20 protein-coding genes and 1 pseudogene are annotated in these 22,021 nt (G+C 70.8%); 12 read left to right on the top strand and 9 right to left on the bottom strand.

Translation table 11 applies throughout. The features are described from left to right. Positions 1–105 precede the first annotated feature (105 nt). The gene (locus tag GSY69_RS00845; protein ID WP_160952025.1) at positions 106–852 is read left to right on the top strand and encodes a cyclase family protein; all 747 of its coding nucleotides are present in this window, start codon (positions 106–108) and stop codon (positions 850–852) included. Between the two features lie 41 nt (positions 853–893). On the opposite strand, the gene GSY69_RS00850 is transcribed toward GSY69_RS00845, so the two are convergent. Beyond that, positions 894–2,219: an ABC transporter substrate-binding protein gene (locus GSY69_RS00850; RefSeq protein WP_160952026.1), complete on the bottom strand. Its 1,326-nt coding sequence runs from the start codon at positions 2,217–2,219 to the stop codon at positions 894–896. Between GSY69_RS00850 and GSY69_RS15310 the strand changes: the two are divergent. Continuing rightward, positions 2,197–2,511, top strand: a pseudogene (locus GSY69_RS15310) (ATP-binding cassette domain-containing protein); the annotation flags it as partial. The gene GSY69_RS00850 and the pseudogene GSY69_RS15310 overlap by 23 nt on opposite strands. Positions 2,512–2,751: 240 nt before the next feature. Here GSY69_RS15310 and GSY69_RS00860 read toward each other — a convergent pair. The 3 genes from GSY69_RS00860 to GSY69_RS00870 all read right to left on the bottom strand — a co-directional run bounded on the left by GSY69_RS00860 (position 2,752) and on the right by GSY69_RS00870 (position 6,674). After that, positions 2,752–4,386 (bottom strand): solute symporter family protein, encoded by a 1,635-nt coding sequence (locus tag GSY69_RS00860; RefSeq protein ID WP_160952028.1) that lies wholly within the window; start codon positions 4,384–4,386, stop codon positions 2,752–2,754. Beyond that, entirely contained in the window at positions 4,383–4,808 is a 426-nt protein-coding gene (locus GSY69_RS00865; RefSeq protein WP_160952029.1) for a DUF485 domain-containing protein, read from the bottom strand. Before GSY69_RS00865 ends, GSY69_RS00860 begins: the two co-directional genes overlap by 4 nt. 156 nt (positions 4,809–4,964) lie before the next feature. After that, the gene (locus GSY69_RS00870) at positions 4,965–6,674 is read right to left on the bottom strand and encodes an acyl-CoA dehydrogenase family protein (RefSeq protein ID WP_268525642.1); all 1,710 of its coding nucleotides are present in this window, start codon (positions 6,672–6,674) and stop codon (positions 4,965–4,967) included. A 135-nt stretch (positions 6,675–6,809) separates the two neighbouring features. Here GSY69_RS00870 and GSY69_RS00875 point away from each other — a divergent pair, with 135 nt between their 5' ends. The 3 genes from GSY69_RS00875 to GSY69_RS00885 all read left to right on the top strand — a co-directional run bounded on the left by GSY69_RS00875 (position 6,810) and on the right by GSY69_RS00885 (position 9,804). Further along, a complete protein-coding gene (locus tag GSY69_RS00875) occupies positions 6,810–8,345 on the top strand; it encodes a class I adenylate-forming enzyme family protein (RefSeq protein ID WP_160952031.1) in 1,536 nt (511 codons plus the stop codon). Positions 8,346–8,543: 198 nt separating this feature from the next. Continuing rightward, positions 8,544–8,858: a hypothetical protein gene (locus GSY69_RS00880; RefSeq protein ID WP_160952032.1), complete on the top strand. Its 315-nt coding sequence runs from the start codon at positions 8,544–8,546 to the stop codon at positions 8,856–8,858. Between the two features lie 25 nt (positions 8,859–8,883). Continuing rightward, positions 8,884–9,804: a GDSL-type esterase/lipase family protein gene (locus GSY69_RS00885; protein WP_160952033.1), complete on the top strand. Its 921-nt coding sequence runs from the start codon at positions 8,884–8,886 to the stop codon at positions 9,802–9,804. A gap of 20 nt (positions 9,805–9,824) precedes the next feature. On the opposite strand, the gene GSY69_RS00890 is transcribed toward GSY69_RS00885, so the two are convergent. Continuing rightward, entirely contained in the window at positions 9,825–10,601 is a 777-nt protein-coding gene (locus tag GSY69_RS00890; protein WP_160952034.1) for an SDR family oxidoreductase, read from the bottom strand. 143 nt (positions 10,602–10,744) lie between these two features. Continuing rightward, positions 10,745–11,644 (bottom strand): SMP-30/gluconolactonase/LRE family protein, encoded by a 900-nt coding sequence (locus tag GSY69_RS00895; protein WP_160952035.1) that lies wholly within the window; start codon positions 11,642–11,644, stop codon positions 10,745–10,747. Positions 11,645–11,813: 169 nt separating this feature from the next. Here GSY69_RS00895 and GSY69_RS00900 point away from each other — a divergent pair, with 169 nt between their 5' ends. From GSY69_RS00900 to GSY69_RS00915, 4 genes are all read left to right on the top strand, one after another. Continuing rightward, positions 11,814–12,857: an NAD(P)-dependent alcohol dehydrogenase gene (locus GSY69_RS00900; protein WP_160952036.1), complete on the top strand. Its 1,044-nt coding sequence runs from the start codon at positions 11,814–11,816 to the stop codon at positions 12,855–12,857. A 163-nt stretch (positions 12,858–13,020) separates the two neighbouring features. Beyond that, positions 13,021–13,764 carry a hypothetical protein gene (locus tag GSY69_RS00905; protein WP_160952037.1) on the top strand — a complete coding sequence of 248 codons (744 nt, stop codon included), beginning with the start codon at positions 13,021–13,023 and terminating at the stop codon, positions 13,762–13,764. Between the two features lie 93 nt (positions 13,765–13,857). Then, positions 13,858–14,415 carry a ribonuclease E activity regulator RraA gene (rraA, locus tag GSY69_RS00910; protein ID WP_160952038.1) on the top strand — a complete coding sequence of 186 codons (558 nt, stop codon included), beginning with the start codon at positions 13,858–13,860 and terminating at the stop codon, positions 14,413–14,415. 1 nt (position 14,416) lies between these two features. Further along, on the top strand, positions 14,417–15,619 hold the full coding sequence (locus tag GSY69_RS00915) for a CoA transferase (protein ID WP_160952039.1): 1,203 nt from the start codon (positions 14,417–14,419) through the stop codon (positions 15,617–15,619). A 128-nt stretch (positions 15,620–15,747) separates the two neighbouring features. Here GSY69_RS00915 and GSY69_RS00920 read toward each other — a convergent pair whose 3' ends face one another. Next, positions 15,748–16,632, bottom strand: a complete 885-nt coding sequence (locus tag GSY69_RS00920; protein ID WP_160952040.1) for a hypothetical protein — start codon at positions 16,630–16,632, stop codon at positions 15,748–15,750. Between the two features lie 247 nt (positions 16,633–16,879). Here GSY69_RS00920 and GSY69_RS00925 point away from each other — a divergent pair, with 247 nt between their 5' ends. Both GSY69_RS00925 and GSY69_RS00930 read left to right on the top strand, forming a co-directional pair. Further along, positions 16,880–17,419 (top strand): peptidylprolyl isomerase, encoded by a 540-nt coding sequence (locus tag GSY69_RS00925; RefSeq protein ID WP_160952041.1) that lies wholly within the window; start codon positions 16,880–16,882, stop codon positions 17,417–17,419. 43 nt (positions 17,420–17,462) lie between these two features. Further along, positions 17,463–18,245 (top strand): rhomboid family intramembrane serine protease, encoded by a 783-nt coding sequence (locus tag GSY69_RS00930; protein WP_268525648.1) that lies wholly within the window; start codon positions 17,463–17,465, stop codon positions 18,243–18,245. Positions 18,246–18,464: 219 nt separating this feature from the next. Here GSY69_RS00930 and yczE read toward each other — a convergent pair whose 3' ends face one another. After that, on the bottom strand, positions 18,465–19,121 hold the full coding sequence (gene yczE, locus GSY69_RS00935; protein WP_268525650.1) for a membrane protein YczE: 657 nt from the start codon (positions 19,119–19,121) through the stop codon (positions 18,465–18,467). Positions 19,122–19,125: 4 nt separating this feature from the next. After that, positions 19,126–20,010, bottom strand: a complete 885-nt coding sequence (locus GSY69_RS14065) for a cell division protein CrgA (protein WP_328698704.1) — start codon at positions 20,008–20,010, stop codon at positions 19,126–19,128. Between the two features lie 663 nt (positions 20,011–20,673). Between GSY69_RS14065 and GSY69_RS00945 the strand changes: the two genes are divergently transcribed. Then, positions 20,674–21,942, top strand: a complete 1,269-nt coding sequence (locus GSY69_RS00945; protein ID WP_202410706.1) for an MFS transporter — start codon at positions 20,674–20,676, stop codon at positions 21,940–21,942. Positions 21,943–22,021: the final 79 nt, after the last annotated feature.

Raw genomic sequence — 22,021 nt, forward strand, 5'->3', positions numbered from 1 at the left:
CGCAGGCGCCGCGCGGGGGAGCCCGCGCGGTTTTGAATCTTGACCTACCGCTCGTTCGGCCTACGATGAAGACGGACCCGCCCGATGACGTGCGAAAGGAATCCCATGGCCGACAACACCGCTGCGGTGACGGAGCTGTTCTCCGCGCTGCACTCGCTGACCTCGTACGATGTCTCGCCCACGCTGGACACCAACCTTCCCGGCTGGTTCACCCACCCCACCATGGGGATCGTGCGCGACGGCCGGAACTTCGACCAGCACGGCTACTTCGCCCAGACCCTGCTCATCTCCGAGCACACGGGCTCCCACGTCGACGCGCCGCGCCACATCCACCCCGGGTCGGAGACGATCGAGGACTTCGGCCCCGATGTCCTCTTCGCGCCCTACAAGAAGTACGACCTCACGCGCTTCGAGCTGGAGGCGGGTGTCCCCGTCACGCTCGAGCAGATCGAGCAGGTGGAGCGCGAGGACGGCATCGAGCTGCGGGAGGGCGACATCGCGATCCTGCAGTTCGGGTGGGATCAGTACCTCAAGCCGGACAGCCACGATCCGGAGGAGCGCGGCTGGTGGGGCGCCAACGAGCCGGGCCTCACCGACGAGGCGTGCAAGCACTTCGCAGACAGGAAGATCCGGGCCATCGGCGCGGACTCCGCGGCCGTGGACATCGTCATCAAGGACGGCAAGCTCACCGACGCTCCCGGCCACGCCGTGCACTTCCTGCCCAACCGCATCCTCATCATCGAGGGGCTCGTGAACCTGGGCGCGCCGCCTGTCGAGGGCGCGTTCTTCGCGATGCCGCTCAAGATCGACGGCGGCTCCGGCTCGCCCATCCGTGCGGCGATGTTCGGCTGAGTGCCCGGGCGTCACGGCGGGTGAGAGGCGGTGAGGCGGTGTCAGTCGCGCTCGAGCCGCGTCTCCTTGAGCCCGTAGGTGCCGAGGACAGCCGGGCGGAAGCCCTGCACCTGCTTGCTCACGCCGTACAGGGCCGGGCGGAAGACGATGGGGATGAGCGGCGCATCATCGGCTACCCGCTGCTGGATCTTGCCGAAGAGGGCATCGCGCTTCTTCGTATCGGACTCCACAAGCGATTCGCCGTACCACCTCTTCACGTCCGGATTGGCGTAACCGGAGCGGATCCCGCTGCCGTCGGTGATGCCCATGAACGCGATCATCTGCGAGGTGTCGGCGACATCGGAGGTGGCATAGCTCGCCGCGATGTCGAACTTGCCCGTGCTGCGGTTCGTTGTCATCGTCGCCGAATCCAGCTTCTGGATCTTGATGCGGATCCCCAGGTCGGCCCACGTCTGCTGAGCGATCTGGGCCTGCAGCTCGCGCTCCCCGTCGCCGGCGGTGATCTGGAGCGTCACGTCGACACCGTCCGGGTGGGAAGACTCTCGCATGAGCTGCCGGGCCTTGTCCATGTTGTACTCGCCGCCGTTGACCCGGTCGTCGTGGCCCGCGAGGCCGGGCGAGATGTAGGAGTTGGCCGCCTGGGCATAGCCCCCGTAGACGACCTTGACGATGGCATCCCTGTTGAGGGCGTAGGACATCGCGCGGCGCACCTTGGGGTCGTCGAGCCCCTTCGCCTTGGTATTGATGTTGAAGTAGTCCACGCGGGTCGACGGGAAGTCGGCAGCGGTGATGTCCTGGGAGCGCCCGAGTGTGGCCATCGACAGCGCAGCCGGGCCCTCGTCGATGTCAATCTGGCCACCCTGGAGCTGGAGCATGCGCGTGTTGTCATCGCTGACGACGTTGAAGGCGACGGTGTTGAGCGAAGGGACTCCGCGCTTCCAGTACGCGGGGTTGCGTTTGAGCTTCATGCTCTGGCCCTTGGTCCAGGACTCGAGTTCGAACGGACCGGTGCCGTCCTCGTGGGTCTCCATGTACGCCTTGTCATGGCCGCCGAAGTCCTTGGGGTAGATCGAGGCGGCAAAGAGAGCCAGGTAACTGGGCAACGGGGTCCAGGGCTTCGAGGTGTCGATGCGGACCGTCTCGTCGTCGATCTTCTTCACGTCGCTGACGAGTTCGAACTCCGAGGCCCATTGGTTCTTTTCATCTTTCGCGTTGCGGGCGTAGTTGAGCGAGAAGACGACGTCGTCTGCCGTCAGCTTCTTGCCGCTGTGGAACTCAACACCGCGGCGCAGCTTGAACGTCCAGCTCCGCTTGTCCTTGGACTCGTGCCAGCCGGGCATCTCGATGGTCTTCCAGGAGCCGGCCATCGCACTCAACCCGGTGATGCGCGTGGGCCAGCAGATCACCGACGCGGTGGCGGAGCGCAAGCGACTCTCCCGCAGGGCCGCCGCAGATCTCGCCGTCGAACTCCTCGAGCGCGTCGGCATCCCGGACCCGGGGCGCCGCGCCCGGGCGTACCCCTTCGAGCTGTCCGGTGGGATGCGGCAGCGGGTAATGATTGCCGCGGCACTCGCGCAGGAGCCGAACGTCCTCCTGTGCGATGAGCCCACCACCGCCCTCGACGTCACTATCCAGGCGCAGGTCCTCGACCTCTTCCGCAGCATGCAGCAGGAACGGGGCCTCGGATTGCTCTACGTCACACACGATCTTGCCGTTGTCGCCCAGCTCTGCACGGCCCTCAGCGTGATGCGGGGTGGGCGCATCGTCGAGCAGGGCGGGCTGCAGGCAATCTTCGACGACCCCCAGCACGCCTACACGCAGCGTCTACTGCGTTCCACTCCGCGCCTGCCTGCCGGCCCCCTCGATGCGGTGGAACCCGAAGGGGGAGATCTAAGGGCCTCAGTGCTCGACGGCCTTCTCCGCGCCGTAGCCGGTCAGCGAGCGGACCTCCATCTCCGCAGCCAGGCGGGCGCTCTCCCCGTGGCGGTCGAGGACGGAGCCCAGCCAGCCCAGGAGGAAGCCCACGGGGATGGAGACGATGCCGGGGTTGCTCAGCGGGAAGATCGCGAAGTCCACATCGGGCCCGAGCATCGACGTCTTCGCCCCGGAGAAGACGGGGGAGGCCACGATGAGGACGATGGCCGTGAGCAGGCCCCCGTACATCGACCACACGGCACCGCGGGTGGTGAAGCCGCGCCAGAACAGCGAATAGAGGATGGTGGGCAGGTTGGCGCTGGCGGCCACCGCAAAGGCGAGGGCCACGAGGAATGCCACGTTCTGGCCCTGCACGCCGATCCCGCCGATGATCGCCACGGCGCCGATGACGACGACCGTGATCTTCGCGACGCGCAGCTCGGCCCTCGTTGACGCCTGGCCCTTCTTGATGACGGAGGTGTAGACGTCGTGGGCGAACGAGGTAGCCGCCGTGATGGTGAGGCCCGCGACCACCGCGAGGATCGTGGCGAACGCGACAGCGGAGACGAGCCCCAGCAGGATGGGCCCGCCCAGCTGGAGCGCCAGGAGCGGGGCCGCCGAATTCACTCCGCCGGGCGCACCCGCGATCTCCTTCGAGCCCACCATGGCCGCGGCCCCGTAGCCGATGACGAGGGTGAAGAGGTAGAAGATGCCGATCAGCCAGATGGCCCAGACGACGGAGCGGCGGGCCTCCTTGGCGGTGGGCACCGTGTAGAACCGCATGAGGACATGCGGCAGGCCCGCGGTGCCGAGCACGAGCGCGAGGGCCAGGGAGATGAAGTCGAGCGGCAGCTTGCCGTACTGCAGGCCCGGGGCCAGGATGGCGGCCTTCGGGTCCGAGGCGGAGGCCTCCACCGCGGCGCCCAGCAGGGTGGAGAGGTTGAAACCGTTGAGGGCGAGGACCCAGAGGGTCATGACCGCGGCCGCGGCGACGAGCAGGAAGCACTTGACGATCTGGACCCAGGTGGTGCCCTTCATGCCGCCCACCAAGACGTAGCCGATCATGATGACGCCCACCACCGCGATGACGAGGGACTGCCCCACCTTGCCCTCGATGCCGAGCAGTAGGGAGACGAGCCCGCCGGCACCGGCCATCTGGGCGAGCAGGTAGAAGAAGCACACCGCCAGCGTGGTGGTGGCCGCCGCGAGCCGCACGGGGCGCTGGCGGAGGCGGAAGGAGAGCACGTCGGCCATCGTGAACTTGCCGGTGTTGCGCATGAGCTCCGCGACGAGCAGCAGGGCGACGAGCCAGGCGACGAGGAAGCCGATCGAGTAGAGGAATCCGTCGTAGCCGTTGACGGCGATCGCCCCGCAGATGCCCAGGAACGAGGCGGCCGAGAGGTAGTCGCCGGCGATGGCGAAGCCGTTCTGGGGGCCGGAGAACTGCCGGCCGCCGGCGTAGAAGTCCGCGGCCGTCGCGTTGTTCTTCGAGGCGCGCAGCACGATCGCCATCGTGACGACGACGAATCCCGCGAAGATCGAGATGTTGAGGACGGGGTTGTTCTCCACCTTCGCTGCGGCGATCACCGCAGCGCCGTCTGCCAGGGCGAGCGTGCTCATGCAGGGCCTCCTGCCGGAGTGGGGCCGTCCGCGCGGGGCTCGTCGCCCAGTGCGCCGTCCGGATGGTCGACTGCCTCGAGCTGCTCGCGCAGGGCCGCGGCCTGGGGGTCGAGGCGCCGATTGGCCAGCGCCACGTAGATCATCGTGATGGCGAACGTCGTGACGAACTGGCCGAGGCCCAGCAGCAGGCCCACGTTGATGTTGCCGATGACGGGCGTTGCCATGAAGGAGTGGGCGTAGGCGCCCAGCAGCACGTAGACGAAGTACCAGAGGAGGAAGACGATGGTCAGCGGCACGATGATCCGGCGGTGGGTGGAGCGCAGTCGCCGGAAGTCCTCGGACCCTTCCACCTGCTCGAAGTCCACGCGGGACTGACCGGCCTCGGGTGCGTCGTGGGGCGGGGGTTCGGTGGGATGTGACATGGACACTCCGTTGTGTCGGGGAGCGCACCCGCACCGTCGCATCGATACAGGTGAGCTGGATCACTTTTGGCGACCCTAGCACCGCCGGCGGTCACACCGGTGTAACGATTGCCCGCGTTTGCCTGGGGTAGGGGCGGCGGATGGACGCATATCGCGTCAGCCCTCCTCGCATCCCATCGCCCGTGCGACGAGGCCGTCGATGTCGACCCCGCCGGGGAGCGCCCCGTATTCGCGACCGCGATCGGGCCCGAGCCGTGCGAGCACGAAGGACCGGGCGACTTCCCCGGGTGCGCGGGTCAGCAGCACGGAAGCCTGCAGCAGCAGGGCGAGGCGTTCCACGAGCACCCGGCCGGCCGCCGCGAACTCAGCGAGGGCCGCCGGCTCGCCGTCCGCCGCCGCGGTGGACGCACGTGCGAGTTCGCGCGCGGCGACGTCGAATGCCCTGTCGTAGTCCGGCATGTATCCCAGCGCGCCCTCCAATTGGGCGAGCAGGGCCTTGGCGCTGCGGGGGTCCTTCGCCAGCGCGCGCAGGACATCGAGCACGATGACGTTGCCTGACCCCTCCCATACGGCCATGACCGGCTGCTCCCGATATCGCATGGCGAGGGGGAACGACTCGGTATAGCCGTTGCCGCCGAGGCACTCGAGGCATTCGTAGGCGTGCTCGGGACCGCGCTTGCAGATCCAGTACTTCGCGATCGCCGTGGCGATCCGGCGGAAGTCCGCGTCGTCTCCGCTCTCCGCATCGTGTGCCGAGGCCAGATGCAGGGCTGTCCATGTGGCCGCCTCGGCCTCGAGCTGGAGATCTGCGAGCACCGCGCGCATAAGGGGCTGCTCGCTGAGGCGGGCGCCGAATGCGAAGCGGTGCTGAGTGTGCCACGCGGCCTCGGCGACCCCCTGCCGCATTCCGGCAGCTGAGCCGAGAATGCAGTCGAGGCGCGTTCGATTCACCATCTCGATGATCGTGCGCACGCCCCGGCCGGGGTCCCCCACCAGCCACCCCGCGGCGCCCTCGAGTTCGATCTCCGAGGATGCGTTGGACTTGTTGCCCAGCTTGTCCTTGAGCCGCTGGATGCGTACGCCGTTGCGCTCGCCCCCCGGCAGGACGCGCGGCACGACGAAGCAGCTGAGGCCTTCGTCGAGCTGGGCGAGCATGAGGAATGCATCCGACTGCGGGGCAGAGCAGAACCATTTGTGACCGGTGAGCTCGAAGGGCCGGCCCGGCAGCCCGTCACCAGAGCCCGGAAGGCCGGCCGGCGGTGCGGAGCCGGAGTGCGCAACCGGCACCGCGCGCGTGGTGTTGGCGCGGACATCGGAACCGCCCTGCTTCTCCGTCATGGCCATGCCGAACGTCACGGCTGACTTCTGAGCCGTGTCGACGAGCCGCGGGTCATAGGCGGCCGCGGTCAGGCGCGGTCCCCAGTACGCTTCGTGCTCGGTGCCCCGCAGTGCCGCATAGGCAGCGTGTGTCATGGACACCGGGCAGCCGTGACCGGGTTCCACCTGCGCGAACAGCATGAACCTGGCGGCGCGCTCGGCATTCGCCCGCGGCTGCGTCCAGGCCAGCGAGTGCGCCCCGGCGTGCAACGCCTCGGCGATCACCCGGTGATATCCCGGATGGAAGTCCACGTCGTCTACCCGGTTGCCCCACCGGTCGTGGGTGCTCAGCACCGGGGGATTGCGCTCCGCGGCGCGGGCGTCGCGCTGGAATTCGACGCTGCCCACTAGCCGTCCGATTCGGTGCAGCTCAGTCACATCCGCCGCGGGCGCATAGTGCGCGAGAGCCTCGACGAGCGCGGTGTTGAGGCCGAACTCATCCACGCCGGTGCGCGGTGGGGACTGGTTGAGCACGGTGTGAGTGGGCACGGGGCATGCCTCCCAGGGCGGATGCGGGCGGACCCGGCCATGGCTCGGGCTGTGGTTGAATGACGCCATTGTGGCACCAATCACGGTCCGCCGCAGTGGGTGGGACCCAACGGCGGTGCCCACAGGAAGGCAACGATGAAGCTCACTGCCATGCTCCGGGCCTCCGCGGACCGCGCCCCCGGCGCCGAGGCGCTGGTCGCCGGCGCCCGCAGGTGGACCTACGCCCAGCTCGTCGCCGATGTCGACCGTGCGGCGGGCGCGCTCGCCCAGCTGGGCATCGGCCAGGGCGACCGTGTTGCTGTCATGACGTTCAATGAGCCGGAGTTCATTCTCGCCGCCTTCGGAGCGTGGGAGCTGGGTGCGGTGCTGGTACCGGTGAATCACAAGATGAAGCCGCCGGAGGTCGCTTACACGGTGGGGCACTGCGGCGCGGCGCTCGGCATCGCCTCGCCGGAGCTGCTGCCCACGGTGCGCGCGGGTGCGCCGGAAATCGAATGGCTGGGCACCTCGGGAGCGGAGGGCTTTGCCGAGCGCCTGGCGGTGGCCCCGCCGTTCGGGGAAGCTCACGCCGACGACGCTGCGCCCGCCGAGATCCTCTACACGTCCGGGACGACGTCTGCCCCCAAGGGCTGCGTGCTGAGCCACCGCGCCCTCACTCAGCTCGCCGTCCTGCTCAGCCTCAACCTCGATGCGCGCCGGGATGAGCGCATGCTCGTGGCCATGCCCATCTGGCACTCCGCGCCCATCAACGTGTGTGTGCTGCCCACGCTCTTCATGGGCGGCACCGTGGTCCTCCAAAGGGAATACCACCCCGTCGAGACGTTCGAGCTCATCGCTGCCGAGAGGATCACGACGTTCTTCGGCCCCACCGTCGCCTTCCTCGCCCCGTTCCGGGCGCTCGCCGGGTCCGGCCGCGAGGTCGCGGACTTCGACTTCTCCACGATGCGCCGTTGGCTGTTCGGCGGTGCTCCCATCGACGCCGCCGCCGTCGAGCGGATCGTGCAGACGTACCGCCCCGGTGGGCACTACCAGCTCTTCGGGATGACGGAGACCGGCCCCAGCGGTGCCGTCCTGCTGCCCCACGAGCAGCAGGTCAAGCCCGGCAGCATCGGTGCGGCGGCGATGCTCGGCGCGCGGATGCGCGTCGTCGACGCCGATGGACACGACATCCGCCCGGGGCAGACCGGTGAGGTCTGGTTCCTCACCGATACCGTCATGGACGGCTACCTGGACAACCCCGAGGCCACCGCAGCGGCGTTCGAGGGCCCCTGGTACCGCACTGGCGACATCGCCCGCATGGACGACGACGGCTTCTACTACATCGTCGACCGCCTCAAAGACGTGATCATCGTGGGCGGTGAGAACGTCTTCTCCCTCGAGGTGGAGGAGGCCATCGCCACCCATCCCCGCGTGGCGGACGTCGCGGTGGTCGGGCGCCCGGATCCCGAGTGGGGTCAGCAGCTCGTCGCCCACATCACGACATCCGAGGGCGCTGACCTGACGGTGGACGAGCTGCAGGACTACCTCGCCCCACGCCTGGCGCGCTACAAGATTCCGCGCCAGGTGGTCATGAGCGCCGAGCTGCCGCGCAACCCGTCCGGCAAGCTGCTCAAGCACCAGCTGAGGGCCGAGGCCGCTTCGGAGCCCGCCGACTCGGCGTCGGGCGGCTGAGGCCACCTCCCCCTGCAGCCGCGGGATCGGGGCGCTGCGCCGGCCCCGCCCGCGTCCCCGGTGCGCTGGCGACCCCTGTCCTGCGGTCTACCCGCTTGGCTGCGAGCTTGCGAATGCCGTAGACGGCCCAGAGCACCGCCCACACCGCGAGGCCCTGGAACAACTCCACGCGCAGCGCCGGATCCAGGGGACGCGGCCGTGCACACGTTCGCTGGTGCCGGGTACGACGACTTCCTGGCCCACTCGTTCGGCCACTGGGCGCCGACGGCCGCGACCCCCAGCGATCGCATCAACGCCGATTTCCCGACGTTCAATGGCTATTCCACGCAGGTGAAGCTCGCGCCGAAGAACGGCCTGGGCTCCACGATCGACTGGATGGTGGGCAGCAGCGGCGTCGCGGTCAAGCAGTGGGAGACCGTCGTCGACGTCAAGTCGCGCACGGCCACGGCCGGTGTCCTCGCCTCCACGCCCTCGGATCACCAGATGATCCGAGCGACGGTGGCCCTGGGCTGAGCCCCGGCCGGGCTACGCTGGCTTCGTGACCAGCAGCGCTTTGCCCCCTCACCGCGTATTCTCCTTCGGCACGCTGCTTGATCCCGCGGTCCAGCGTCACGTGTTCGGGTGTGAGATCGAGCCCACGGCCGACCGGCTGCTGGGCCACCGCCTCACGGAGGTGGCCATCTCCGATCCCGAGGTGGTGGCCGCCAGCGGCCTGGCCGTCCACCGCGGCCTCGCCCGCGCTGACGACGGTTCGGTTGCGGGAGCGCTCCTTGCGCTCACGGCATCTCAGCTCGCGCAGGCCGATGCCTACGAGGTCGCGGCCTATGCGCGCCGACGCGTGCGCACCGCGGACAACGGCGCGGCCTGGGCCTACGTGGACGCTCGCCCCCTGGCCGTTGCCCAGCGCATCGGAATCGTGGGCGACTCGATCGCCTACGGCCGCGCCGATCCCGCGGGAGGGTGGGTGCACCGCTTGGCCCGCGCCCACATCGGCGCCGACGAAACGGTCAACCGCGTGTTCAGCCTGGCGGTGCCCGGACTCATGGCCGCGCAACTTCAGGAGTTCGCGCTCGACGAGGCGCTGCACCGGCGCTGCGACACCGTCATCGTCACCGCCGGTGTCAACGATCTCACCGCAGGCGCCGGCCCTGCCGAGGTCTGCGCTGCGCTCGCTGCCGCCTGCGAGGCGCTCGAGGCCGGCGGGGTGCGCCCGGTAGTCCTCTGCCCCCTGTGGCACGACCGCGAGCGCGCCCGCACGGAGTTCGGCGCCGAGCTCGACCCCGCCCGCACCTCGGCGCTGCGGGCGGAGCTGCTGGACTGGGGCGCGGGTACGCACCGCGACGTGATCGACCTCTACCCCGTGCTCGAGGCGCGCTCGGACCTGCTGGCCGATGGGCTGCACCCCACACCGGAGGGCCACCGTCTGCTCTGGGAGGCGCTCGCCGAGCGCGCGCTGTAGCGCCCGCGGAGGACTGGTGCTCAGGCGATCGTCGACGCACCGCCGTCCAGCGGGATGATCGCCCCGGTGATATAGCTCGAGGCGCGGGAGGCGAGGAACACGGTCATGCCCGTCGCATCGTCCGGGGTGCCGAACCGGCCCAGCGGATTGCGCTCCCTGGCGGCCTCCTCGCCGCCGTTCTCCGCGATCGCGCCGCCCAGCATCTGTGTGGGGAAGGGCCCGGGAGCGATCGCATTCACGAGGATGCGCGGCGCGAGCTCGTCTGCCATGTGCCGGGTGAGCATGTGGATGCCGGCCTTCGAGGCGCTGTAGGAGAAGTTGTCGAACTCCGGCACCCGCAGGCCGTCGATCGAGCCGATGTTGATGACGCGCGCCGGGTCGTCCTGGCTGCCGGAAGCCTCGAGCAGTGCGCGGGCGCGCTGGACGAGGACGAACGGGGCGACGACGTTGACACCCAGGACCTTCGACCAGCCGTGGAGGGGGAACTCGTCGAACGGGGCGCCCCAGGCGGCGCCCGCGTTGTTGATGAGCACGTGGAGTTCGCCGAACCGCTCCTCCACCTGGGCGATGAGGCCGGTGGCGGCATCGGGGTCTGCGACGTCGGCGGGGATCGCGGTGACGTCGCCGAACTCCGCCAGCGCTCGCTGCGCCTGAGCGCAGGCATCCGCCTTGCGCGAGGAGATGATGACCCGGGCGCCGCGGGCGGCCATGCCCTGGGCGATCATGTAGCCGATGCCGCGGGAGCCGCCGGTCACCAGGACGGTTTTGCCGGTTACGGAGAACAGTTCGTCGCTCATGCGCCGAGCCTACCCGGGTGCCGGTTCCGGTGCGGCTGGCCAGCGGTGGCAGCGGTACGTGAAATGCGATGCGCGCACGGCGACGTGTGTGCGCTCGAGCGCACACCTGCGGGTGCACTGCGGGTGCGCGCGGTGCGGGCGGGCTATGGGCGCCCGCCGTGGGGCACCTCGGCCCGGACGATCTTGACGGTCGCCTCGCGGGCGGCGGAGCGCTTGTGCTCGTCGTAGTCCGGCGCGCAGGAGAGGAACAGGTCGTGGCCGTCCGGGCCGCCCAGCATGCACGCGAAGACGCCGGTGCCGGCGGGGATCTCGTCTTCGACGTCGCCGCCCTCGGCCACGAGCAGTGCCCGGCCGCCCATGGCATCGGCGACCCAGAGCCTGCCCTGCGCGTCGAGTCCGCATCCGTCGGGCTCGACCACCAGCTGGGAACGGGCCGCCTCGAAGGAGCGGGTCTGGGGCAGCTCGGAGAACTTCGCCCAGTCCCGGCGCTCGCCCAGCGCGCCGCCCGCGCCGATGTCGAAGGCGCTGACACGGCCGCCGAACGTCTCGTTGACGAGCAGCGTGGAACCGTCGTCGGTGATCGCCATGCCGTTGGGGAACCACAGGTCGTGTGCGACCGCGGTCGCGGTGCCGTCCGTGTCGACGCGGATGAGGGCGGCGAGGTCGATGTCGGCGCCCGAGGTGAGGTCGAAGCCGAAGTTGCCGACGTAGGCGCGGCCCTGCGCGTCGACGATCATGTCGTTGAGGTAGCCGGCCGCGAGGCGGGAGAGGTCCGCGTGGACGGAGACCGACCCGTCGGAGTCCTTGCGCATGACCCGCCGGTCGCGCATCGAGACGAACAACAGGGTGCCGTCCGGCAGCCAGCCGAGCCCCGAGGGCCGCTGGGGGACCTCGACCTCGGTGCGCAGGTCCGAGCCGTCGGCGCGCATCGACAGGATCCGGTGCGTGTAGAAGTCGACGAACCACCAGCGCTCGTCGTGCCAGCGCGGGCACTCGGTGAAGGTGAAGCCGGTGGCGATGGTCTGGACGTCGCGTTCGCTCATGCCGCCAACCTAGTCCAGGCCGCCGCCGCCTCTCTACCCCCGCCGGAGTTGACGGTGCACGCATCACCGCCCGTGCATGTGAGACGTTTCACGAGTAGCGTGGACGGCGAGCGGATCGCACCGGCGCGAGGGGCGCGCCGGGTAGCCCCGCGTTCGAGGAGGCGCCCCCATGCGCGCAGTCGTGTTCGAGAACTACCAGACCTTTCCTTCGCTGACCGATGTCGAGGTGCCGGAGCCCGGTGCGGGCGAGGTGCTGCTCAAGGTGGCTGGCGCGGGCGCGTGCCACTCCGACGTCTCCGTCTACCGCGACTTCACCGCCGAGCACCCCGGTGCGCTCAAGCCGTCGTTCGTCCTGGGGCACGAGTCCGCCGGGTGGGTGGAGAAGCTGGGCCCGGGTGTGACCGGTGTGGAGATCGGCGATGCGTATCTGGTGTACGGGCCGACCGGCTGCGGTCGGTGCCGTATGTGCGTGCAGGGCGCGGAGAACTACTGCGACAACGCGGCGACGAACCCGGCCCTGGCGATCGGGCTCGGGCGCGACGGCGGGATGGCGGAATACGTTGCTGTGCCGGCCCGCAACCTGGTGCCGCTGGGCGATGCCGACCCGGTGGCCGCGGCCCCGCTCGCCGACGCGGGCCTCACGCCCTACCACGCGATCAAGCAGGCACTGCCGAATCTGGCCGGCGGTGGGAAGTCCGCGCTCGTCGTGGGCCTGGGCGGTCTGGGCCAGGTTGCGGTCCAGATCCTTCGCGCGCTCACCGGTGCGCAGATCATTGCGACCGATGCGAAGCAGGAGGCGATGGACGCCGTGGCCGGCGACGGGGTGGAAACGGTCCCCGCCGGCGATGGCCAGGTCGAGCGGATCCGCGACCTGACGGGCGGTCGCGGAGTCGACGCGGCCTTCGACTTCGTGGGAGCGAAGGCGACCATCGCCACAGCACGCGCGGCCGCGGGCATTGGCTCGCGCGTTGTCGTGGTGGGGATCGCCGACGGCACGGCGGACTGGAGCTTCTTCGGCACGCCCTATGAGTCCACGCTCAACGGCACCTACTGGGGTTCGCTGGGCGACCTCTACGATGTGGCGGCGATGTATCGCCGGGGGCAGATCACGCCGACGATCCAGACTTTCGCGATGGACGATGCCCTTGAGGCCTACCGAAGCCTGGAGGCCGGGAAGATCAGCGGCCGAGCCGTCGTCACACCCAACGCATAGGACGCGGCGGAGGTGCGGTCTCCGCACGGTGGCAAGGGGAGGAGAGGCGCGGATTCGCACCCCTGCGAATCTCGGCTATTCTGAGCGTGGAGCGGGTCGCTGCGGACCCAGTTCCGCGTCTCTCCCACTTGCCGAGCGATCGGCCCTCCGCCCTAGGACTCCTATGCCTTCGCTCGTGCGCGCCTGCGCCGCCGTCCTCGCCGCCGTCCTCGCCGTGCTGGGCCTGACCGTCCCCGCGGGCCCCGCCGCCGCGAAATCTGCGCCGCGCTTCGATGTGGTGTCGCTGTCCATGAAAGACATGGTCGTTTCAAGGAACTCGGGATGTCCGTATTCGTATGTGCACCTGAAGTCGAGAACGAACGTGCGCACGTGGGACTTTCACACGCGAATGACGAAGGGAAGGACTGTCCTGCGAATCGCCGACACGTACCCGTTCTCATATCCTTACGCGGATTTCGACAGTCGTGATCATCCGCGGACAGCGCGAATTGGACTCTGTCCCTACAACAAAATCCTCGGCAAGATCACGATTGGTCCGGGACATGCATTCCTCAAAGTCGGTTCGAAGTGGATTGAGAAGCGCTCGAAGGTGAAGGGCTACTTCTACATCCGCGCGAAGTCGTCCCTGACGGCGAGCTCTCGCCGCTCGGGTTCGACCGTGCGCGTGAGCGCGCAGGCCAAGCGCTTCAACGTCGATTGGCAGCACCCGCGCTACGTGGCCTACAGTCCCAAGCGCGCCCAGCTGCAGGTCAAGTCCGGCCGGGGCTGGAAGACAGTGCAGACGCGCAACTTTTCACATGGTCGCGCCCACTTCTCGGTCAAGCAGCGGGGCAAGCGGGCCTACCGTGTCGCCTACCCCCGGGTCAGCTGGGCAACGGGCGCGGCGACGCGCACCTTTACGCGCTGACCCACACCGCCGGCTGGCGGGCAGCTGACTGCCATTGCGTCCATCCCAGGGCCTGGCAGTGAGACAGCCCGCCCGCAGTGGCATCCTTGGACTATGACCGAGCACACACAGCCGCAGCCCACCGCCGACCTCTACGACGAGCGCGGTGACGCGCTGGACTCCGTCTCGCTGCAGTTCCAGGACCTGGGCGGGGCTACCCGCTTCGCCGGCCCCATCCGCACGATTCGCTGCCACCGGGACAACGCGCTGGTCAAGCAGCTGCTCAACACGCCGGGGGAGGGCGCAGTCCTCGTGGTCGACGGTGCCCGCAGCCTCGAGTCCGCCCTTATGGGCGACATGATCGCGGAATCGGCCGTGGCCAACGGCTGGGCGGGCGTCATCATCAACGGCGCCATCCGGGACCGCGCCGCCATCGCCGAGCTGCGCCTGGGCGTCAAGGCGCTGGGCTCCAATCCGCGCAAGTCGGCGAAGGACGGGGCCGGCGAGATCGACGTGCCCGTCAGCTTCGGCGGCGTGACTTTCGAGCCCGGTGGCCGGCTGTGGGCCGACGAGGACGGCATCCTCGTCGAGCCGGCGAGCACCGCGAGCGCGCACAGCAGCACCGCGAGAGCAGACGGCGTCACCGCGCCCGGCGCCCCGACGCGCGGCTGACATGGCCGACGCGCACTCGGCCGGCCCGCTCGCGGGCACGACGATCATCGAGAACGCGTCGTTCATCGCGGGCCCCAGCGCCTGCCTGGGCCTTGCGAAACTGGGTGCCCAGGTCATCCGGATCGACCCGCTCGGCGGCGGCCCCGACAGCGACCGCTGGCCGGTGGACCCCTGCGGCACCTCGATCTACTGGCACACGCTCAACCGCGGCAAGCGGTCGGTGGCCCTTGACCTGCGCAGCGACACCGGGCGCCGGCTCGCGATGGACCTCATCACCGCACCGGGCACAGGTGGGGGCATCCTCGTGGAGAACGGCGCCGCCCGCAGGCACCTCGACGACGCCCTGCTGCGCGAACGCCGCGCCGACCTCATCCACGTGGGCGTCACCGGCAGGGCCGACGGCGCCCCGGCGGTCGACTACACCGTGAACGCGGCCACCGGCGTGCCCGGTCTCACCGGCCCGGCGGACTCGGAGCGGCCCGTCAACCACGTGCTGCCCGCCTGGGATCTGCTCTGCGGCCAGGCAGTCGTCTCCGCCGTGCTGCTGGGCCTCCTGCGGCGCGCCACCACGGGAAGGGGCAGCTTCGAGACGATCGCGCTCGAAGACGTCGCGCTCTCCGCTGTTGCGGATCTGGGCTGGTACACCGAGGCCCTGGCCGCCGACCGCCCCCGCCACGGGAACCACCTGTTCGGCACCTTCGGCACGGACTTCGCCACCGCCGACGGCCGGCACATCATGGTCACCGCGATCACCGTGCGCCAGTGGCGCGGGCTCGTCGAGGCCACCGGCCGCGGGGACGTCGTCACCGCGCTGGCGCAGGCGCTGGAGGCGGACTTCGAGGCCGAGGACCAGCGCTATGCCCACCGCGCCGTCCTCGAGGCGGTCTTCGCCCCGTGGTTCGCGCAGCGCACCTGCGCGCAGGCATGTGCCGCGCTGGGGGAGACGGGCGCGCTCTTCGCGCCGTACGCCACCGCCGCCGAGGCGGCCGCGGCCTGGCCGTCGACCCCGGTCCTCGACCGGGTCGAGCACTCCGCAGCCGGACCGCTCATCACCGGCGCCTCGCCCATCCGGGTGGACGGCGCCTACCTGCGCGCCGATGCCCCCGTCCGCCTGGGCGCCGATACCCGCAGCGTGCTCGCCGAGCGTCTGGGGCTCACTGCCGCGGAACTCGACGACCTGGCCGCGCAGGGCGTCATCGCCTGAGCGAACTCCATCCCCGGCCCGGACCCGGGACGGCGAAGCGGGCCCGAGGCAATTGCCTCGGGCCCGCTTGGCGCCTGCCTGCCGCCTGCGGCGGCTCGGGGCGGGCGCCCGCGAGCGCCCGGCCCGGCTCAGTGCTTGGGCTTGTCGACCTCTTCGAACATCGAGTCGTCGTTGTCCTCGAGGAACTGCTCGCGGTCGAGCTCGGAGTCCAGGCTGTCGGTCTCGCTCTCGGCGATCACGGCGGTGGCCTCGTCGCCGGTGGCGAGGTCGGCATCCTGATCCGTCGTCGCGGAGGTCGCGGCCTCGGGGACCGGAACCTCGCTCACGACCGGCGCGGTTGCCGCCGCGCCCTGCTCGGAGCGGGGCGTCGAGCCCACGGGGCGGGCATCGGCGGGGCGGTTGCCGGGCAGCGGCGTCGACCAGGGGTCCTCGACCGGCTGCGCCTTCTTCCAGATGTAGTAGCCGATGCCGCCCACGGCACCGGTGAGCAGGATCCAGAACAGCCACATGCCGAAGCCAGCCTTGGACTTGGGCTTCGTCTGCTTGGCCAGCGCGCGGCCCCGCTTGGCGAGGTTTTTCTGCGCCTTCTTCGCGGCCTTCTTGTCCCCGGTCAGCTTCTCCGCCAGGACGGCGACCGCGGCCGGGGTCTTGGCGCTGCCCAGCGCATCGGAGGCATCCCCGAGGTACTTCGAGGCGCGGCCGGCGGCCTCGTCGGCCGTCTTGTCGAACGAGCGGCGGGCGTCCTTGAGGCCCTCGCGGCTCTTGGCCTCGACGCGCTCGCCGAGCTCCTCGAGGCGGGGGCGGACGCGGTCCGCGGTGTGCTGGAGGTACTCGCTGGCCTCGCGCAGCTTGGGCGCCAGGGCTTCGCCGCCCTCGTGCAGCAGCTCATTGGCGCGCTCCAGGTAGGGCGCCGTGCCCTCGCGCACCGCGTCGCCCACGTTCGCGGCAGCGTGATTCACGTCCTTGAGCAGCCGATCGGCCTTCTTCTTGGGCTGGGCCTTCTTCTTGAACATCTCAACCTCCGTCGCAAGCGTGTACGCAGCGCCGGCATCTCGGGGTGCAGCGCCGTCAGCTTGCGCTGAGGCTCCCGTGCACCGGCCCCTCCCGGCCAGTCTACGGCCTCACCCGCACCACGTCAGGGCCGGTATCGGCAATTGGGCTGAGCGTTCGCGCAGACTCCGCCGCCCGCCCGCTGTGCTTTGGGCGCTCACACCCAGGCGCGGCGGACAGCGGTGCGGGCGGCGTGGAAGAATGGCGGCCATGACGAATGCAACGCAGCAGGCGATCCTGCACACGACCATGGGCGACATCACCGTGAACCTGTTCGGCGAGCAGGCCCCGGAGACGGTCGAGAACTTCACCGGCCTGGCCGAGGGCACCAAGGAGTACAAGGACGACGCGGGCCGGACGAACCCGCAGAAGTTCTACGACGGCCTGGGCTTCCACCGCATCATCAAGAACTTCATGATCCAGGGCGGCTGCCCTGTGGGCGCCGGCACCGGCGGCCCCGGCTACACGTTCGACGATGAGATCTCCCCCGAGCTGAAGTTCGACCGCCCCTACCTGCTCGCGATGGCCAATGCCGGCAAGCGCGGCGGCAAGGGCACGAACGGCTCACAGTTCTTCCTCACGACCGTGCCCACCCCGCACCTCAACGGCGCCCACACGATCTTCGGCGAGGTCGCCGACGACGACTCGAAGGCCGTCGTCGACAAGATCGAGCAGGTCCCCACCGGTCCCATGGACCGCCCCATGGAGCCCGTCACCATCACCTCGGTCGACGTCCTGCCGGCGTCCTGATCGAGTCGGCTCAGCGGACCGGGCCAGTGGACCGGGCGCACCTGTGACCCACGATCCCGGCGCCCACGGCGCACCCGAACCCGGCGCACGGCCCTCCCACGGTGAGGCCGGCGCCGGGTTCGGCCCGTCCGAGCGAGCGCCCCGGCCGGCCCCCGCCCCCGCGCACGCCCCGGCCCGCCCCGCTGCGGGTGGCCGCCGGCCGCGGCGGCCCTCTGCCACCGCGACGATCATCGCGGTCACGCTCGCGTGCTTCGTCCTCCAGTTCATCCCCGGCCTGCACCTGCAGCAGGCGCTGGCGTTCTCGCCCGCGCTCGCGGAGTCGCAGCCCTGGCGCGCGCTCACCGCCGCACTCGTCCACGCCCAGCCCAACCCCGGGCACGTGTTCTTCAACATGGTGGGCCTGTTCTTCTTCGGCACGTTCGTCGAGCGCTCCGTGGGCAGCCGCTTCCTCGTGGCGGTCTACGTCCTGGCCGCGTTCGGCGGCTCGCTGCTCACGCTCCTGCTGTCCTCCCCGTCCGCCGCCAACTGGCACGCGGGCTACGTGGGCGCCTCCGGTGCCGTGTTCGGCATCGTGGGCGTGCTGCTGACTCCCACCCGCCGCCTCGACCGCAACATCAGCGGGGTCGTGCTCTTCGTCGTGCTCAACGTGGGCTACATGGCCATCGAGCCCACCATCGCCTGGCAGGCGCACCTGGGGGGCCTCCTCGTGGGCTTCGTGCTCGGCTGCCTGCGGCTGCTGCCCCCGCGGCGCCTGGGCCCGCCGGTCTTCTGGGTGGGCGCCGGGGCACTGGCCGTGGTCATGGGCGCGCTCTACGCCCTCGCCTGAATCCCGGCGCCCGAGGCGGCCTGCGCCTGCCCCGGCCCGCGGCGCACTGTGCCTTCCCCGGCCCCGGCCCCGTACCTGTTCCGCGCCTCAACCGACCCCTCGCCTGAGCAGCCCCGTACCCGGCCCGGCTCCGCGCATGAGGAGCCCCGTATCCGAGGCGCGCAGGCGCGCGCTGCCGGCCCGCACCTCGGGCGCGGGGCGGGCGGGGCAGCGGCCGTCCTACGTGTCGTCGGAGGCGAACGGGTCCGGCGGGTGCAGCACGCGCGCGGCAAGGCGCAGCATCGCCTGCGTGACCGGGCCGATGCCGAACGCGTAGAGCAGCGTGCCGATGAACAGCCGGCCGCCCAGCAGCCAGCCGGCCGCCATGACGAGGACCTCGATGCAGGAGCGGACGAGCAGCACGGGCCTGCCGGTGCGCTCGACGAGGCCGGTCATGAGCCCGTCGCGCGGGCCCGGGCCGAACGCCGGGATGATGTAGAGCACCGTCGCGGCCCCGTTGATGACGATGCCCGCGGCCATGTAGGCGAGCTGCAGCCAGAGCGCGTCCGGCTCCGGCACGAAGCGCAGGGTGAGGTCGATGAAGGGCCCCACGAGCAGCGCATTGGACAGCGTCCCCAGCCCCGGCCGCTGGCGCAGGGGGATCCACAGGAGCAGCAGGAGCAGCGACAGGCCCACGGCGATCGTGCCGATCGACAGCGGGATGTGCAGCGCGAGGCCCTGGTGGAGCACATCCCAGGGGGTGTTGCCGAGCGTTGAGAGGATGAGCAGCCCGCTGGAGAAGCCGAACCCGGCCAGGCCCGCGTAGAGCGCGACCAGGCGCACGGGCAGCGGATAGCTCGCGAGCAGGCGGAAGTGCCCGCCCGCCCCTGCCGCCACGCGGCTAGCGCCAGCGCGTGGACATGCCCAGGCCCACCACGAGGATGCCGAAGCCCGCGAGCAGGTTCCAGTTGCCCCAGGCCTCGACCGGCCACTTGCCGCCGGAGACGTAGAAGACGACGAGCCACAGCAGGCCCAGGCCCAGAATGCTCAGGAGCACCGGCACGAACCAGCGCGGGTTGGGCTTGATGGACTGCTGGGTCTCCGAGGACGTGTAGCTCGACTGCTTGCGCGAACTCGAGCGCTTCGCCGGGTTGCCGGAGCGCGCCGTGCGCTTGGGCGAGCGCTCGCCCTTGGCGGGCTGCTTCGCCTTCTCCTTGGCGCCCTTCGCGCTCGCCGCAGTCTTCGAGCCCGTGGCACCCGCAGTCTTCGCGTCCTTCGAACCCGCGTCCTTCGAGCCCTTGGTGCCCGAGGCCTTCGAGCCCTTCGAGTCCGCGGCCTTCGCGGCGGCCTCCTCCTCGGCGGCCTCGGCGCGGTCCTTCGCCTCCTCCTCGGCGAACCCTGCGCGGTCGGCGGGATCGGGATCCTCGGCCGCCTTGGCCTCCGCGCGGGCGGCGCGCTTGTCCGCCTTGGCCTTCTTCACGCGGTGCTCATCGGCTGCGACCGCGTCGTCGTTGCCGGCGAGCTCATCGGTGCGCTTGTCCGCCTCGGCGCGGCGCTCCTCGTCCTCGGCGGCCTCGAGGTCGGCGCGGGCACGTGCCTCGGCGCGCTGCTCCCGCTCGTCCTCGGCGGCGAGCTGCTCCGGCAGGCCCGGGCCCTCGGGGTCGATGGGCTGCGCGCGCGGGTCGTCGATGTCGTCGATGAGCGCGGGATCCGGTGTCGTCTCCGCCGCCGAGGCGGGGGTGCGCTGGGTCCGGTGCGGCTTCTTGCCGCGGCTCGAGTTGGCCACGTCTCTCCTTAGGGTGCGGGTCCGATCGCACATCGGGTCGTCCCGCTCACCAGTGGGCAGGCTGTCAGATGCAGTGAAGTCTACGCGGGATCGTCGAGCGCTGCCCATTCCCGCGCACCGCGCAGTGCGTCCGGCGGGTGCGCGATGGGGTGCCGTGTGCCTTGTTCGCGCGGTGGGCGCGGGGTTGTGTGCGCTCGACCGCGTGCATAGCCTGTCCTTATCCGCCGTCGAACGAGGACTCAGGGGCAGATGACTCAGCGCCCCGGCCCCGTCCCCGACGACCACGCCCCGGATCACCGGGGAGCGGCCGGCCAGGGCCCGAATGATCAAGGTTCGACCGGCCAGGGTCCGAATATCCAGGCTTGCAATGGCCAGGGTTCACACGCCCCGGACCCCAGCGGCCGGGGCTCGGGCGATGCGGACCCGCACAGCCGGGTCTCGAGCGGCCCGGGTTCGGACGCCTCGGCCCACGGCGGCCAGTGGCCCGGGAGCCAGCACCCCGGCGACCCCGTTGTCGGCCCGCCGGCGGGTGTGCGGGAACCGGGGACCGCCTCGGCGGCCCCCGGGGCGACGAGTCCCGGCGCGACGAGTCCCGGCGCGCAGAGTCCCAGTGCGGCGGCCCCGCCGGGTCCGCCTGGCCCGCCGGATGCGGCGGGACGGCGCGTGCTCGGCGTCGCCGCGATCGTCCTGCTGGCGCAGACCGCTCTCACGTCGATCGTGCCCGTCATCGCCCCGTTCGCCCGCGCGCTGGGGATCGCCGAATGGCAGATGGGCCTCGTCATCTCCGTGGCGGCCCTGTGCATCGTGCTCACCGGGCCGCGGTGGGGCCGTGCCGCGCAGCGCTGGGGGCCCAAGCGGGTCCTGGCCGTGAGCCTGGGCAACGGCATCCTCGCGATGGTCGCGTTCGCGCTCGTCGCCCAGGCGGGCCTCGCGGGGGCGCTGTCCGTGCTCACCGTGGTGGGCGGGCTCATCGCCTCGCGCGGGGTGTGGTTCGGCCTCAGCGAGGCGGCGCTCGTCCCCACGGCCCAGACCTACGTCGCCTCACTCACCGACAGCCGGGAGGCGCGCGTGCGCGGCATGGCCTCGATCGGCGCCGCGCAGGGAGTCTCCATGCTCATCGGCCCGGCCGCCGGCGGGCTGCTGGGCGGCATCAGCCTCATGGCCCCGGTCTGGGCCTCGCCCGGACTGCTGGCGGCCGCCCTCCTCATCGTGCTCATCGGCCTGCCGGCGCGCCGCGGGGCGGCCACCGACCCCACCGCGCGGGTCTCCCCGCTCGACCGCCGCGTGCTGCCATACCTGGTCGTCTCGTTCGGCATGTTCACGGTGTTGGGCTTCGTCGACATCCTCATCGGCTTCGTCGCCCAGGACCGCCTGGGCCAGTCTCCTGAGCGCACGGCGCTCACCACCGGCCTCGCGCTCGTGGCCGCCGGCGTGGGGCTGGTCCTCAGCCAGACGGTCATCGTGCGCCTGCGCAGCTGGAGCCCGCGCGGCCTCATGCTCGTGGGCGCCATCGTGGCGGCCCTGGGCTTCGCGGGACTCGTGCCAGACCTCGGTGCCGTGGGCATCTTCGGCGGCGTCTTCCTCGCCGGCATCGGCATGGGCATGGCCTCACCGGGGGCCATCAGCGGCGCCACCCTGGTCGTGGGGCGCGCGGAGCAGGGCAGCATCGCCGGCCTCATCGCTGCCGTCAATGCCCTCACGATCATCGTCGCACCGCTGCTCGCCACCGTGCTCTACGGCTTCGCCCCGGCGGTTCCGCTGCTGCTCGGCACCGCCGCGGCCCTGGCGATCGCCGGGTTCGTCTGGGCCAGCCCCCGGCTGCGCCGCGATGGCGCAGCCCACGCGGGTGAGGCGGTGGACCCCGCGCTGGCGCAGGCGGGCCTGGCACAGGACGGGGGCGATCCAGGCGGTGCAGGCGCAGCCGTGGACTGAGGCGTGGGCCAAGCGGGAGTGCGGGCCCCTGGCCTGAGGCGCTGGCCGCCGCGCGCCGGTGCGGTTCGGCTTAGAATAC

Source organism: Brevibacterium rongguiense (genome assembly GCF_009857845.1).
In the GTDB taxonomy this organism is placed as follows: Bacteria; Actinomycetota; Actinomycetes; order Actinomycetales; family Brevibacteriaceae; genus Brevibacterium; species Brevibacterium rongguiense.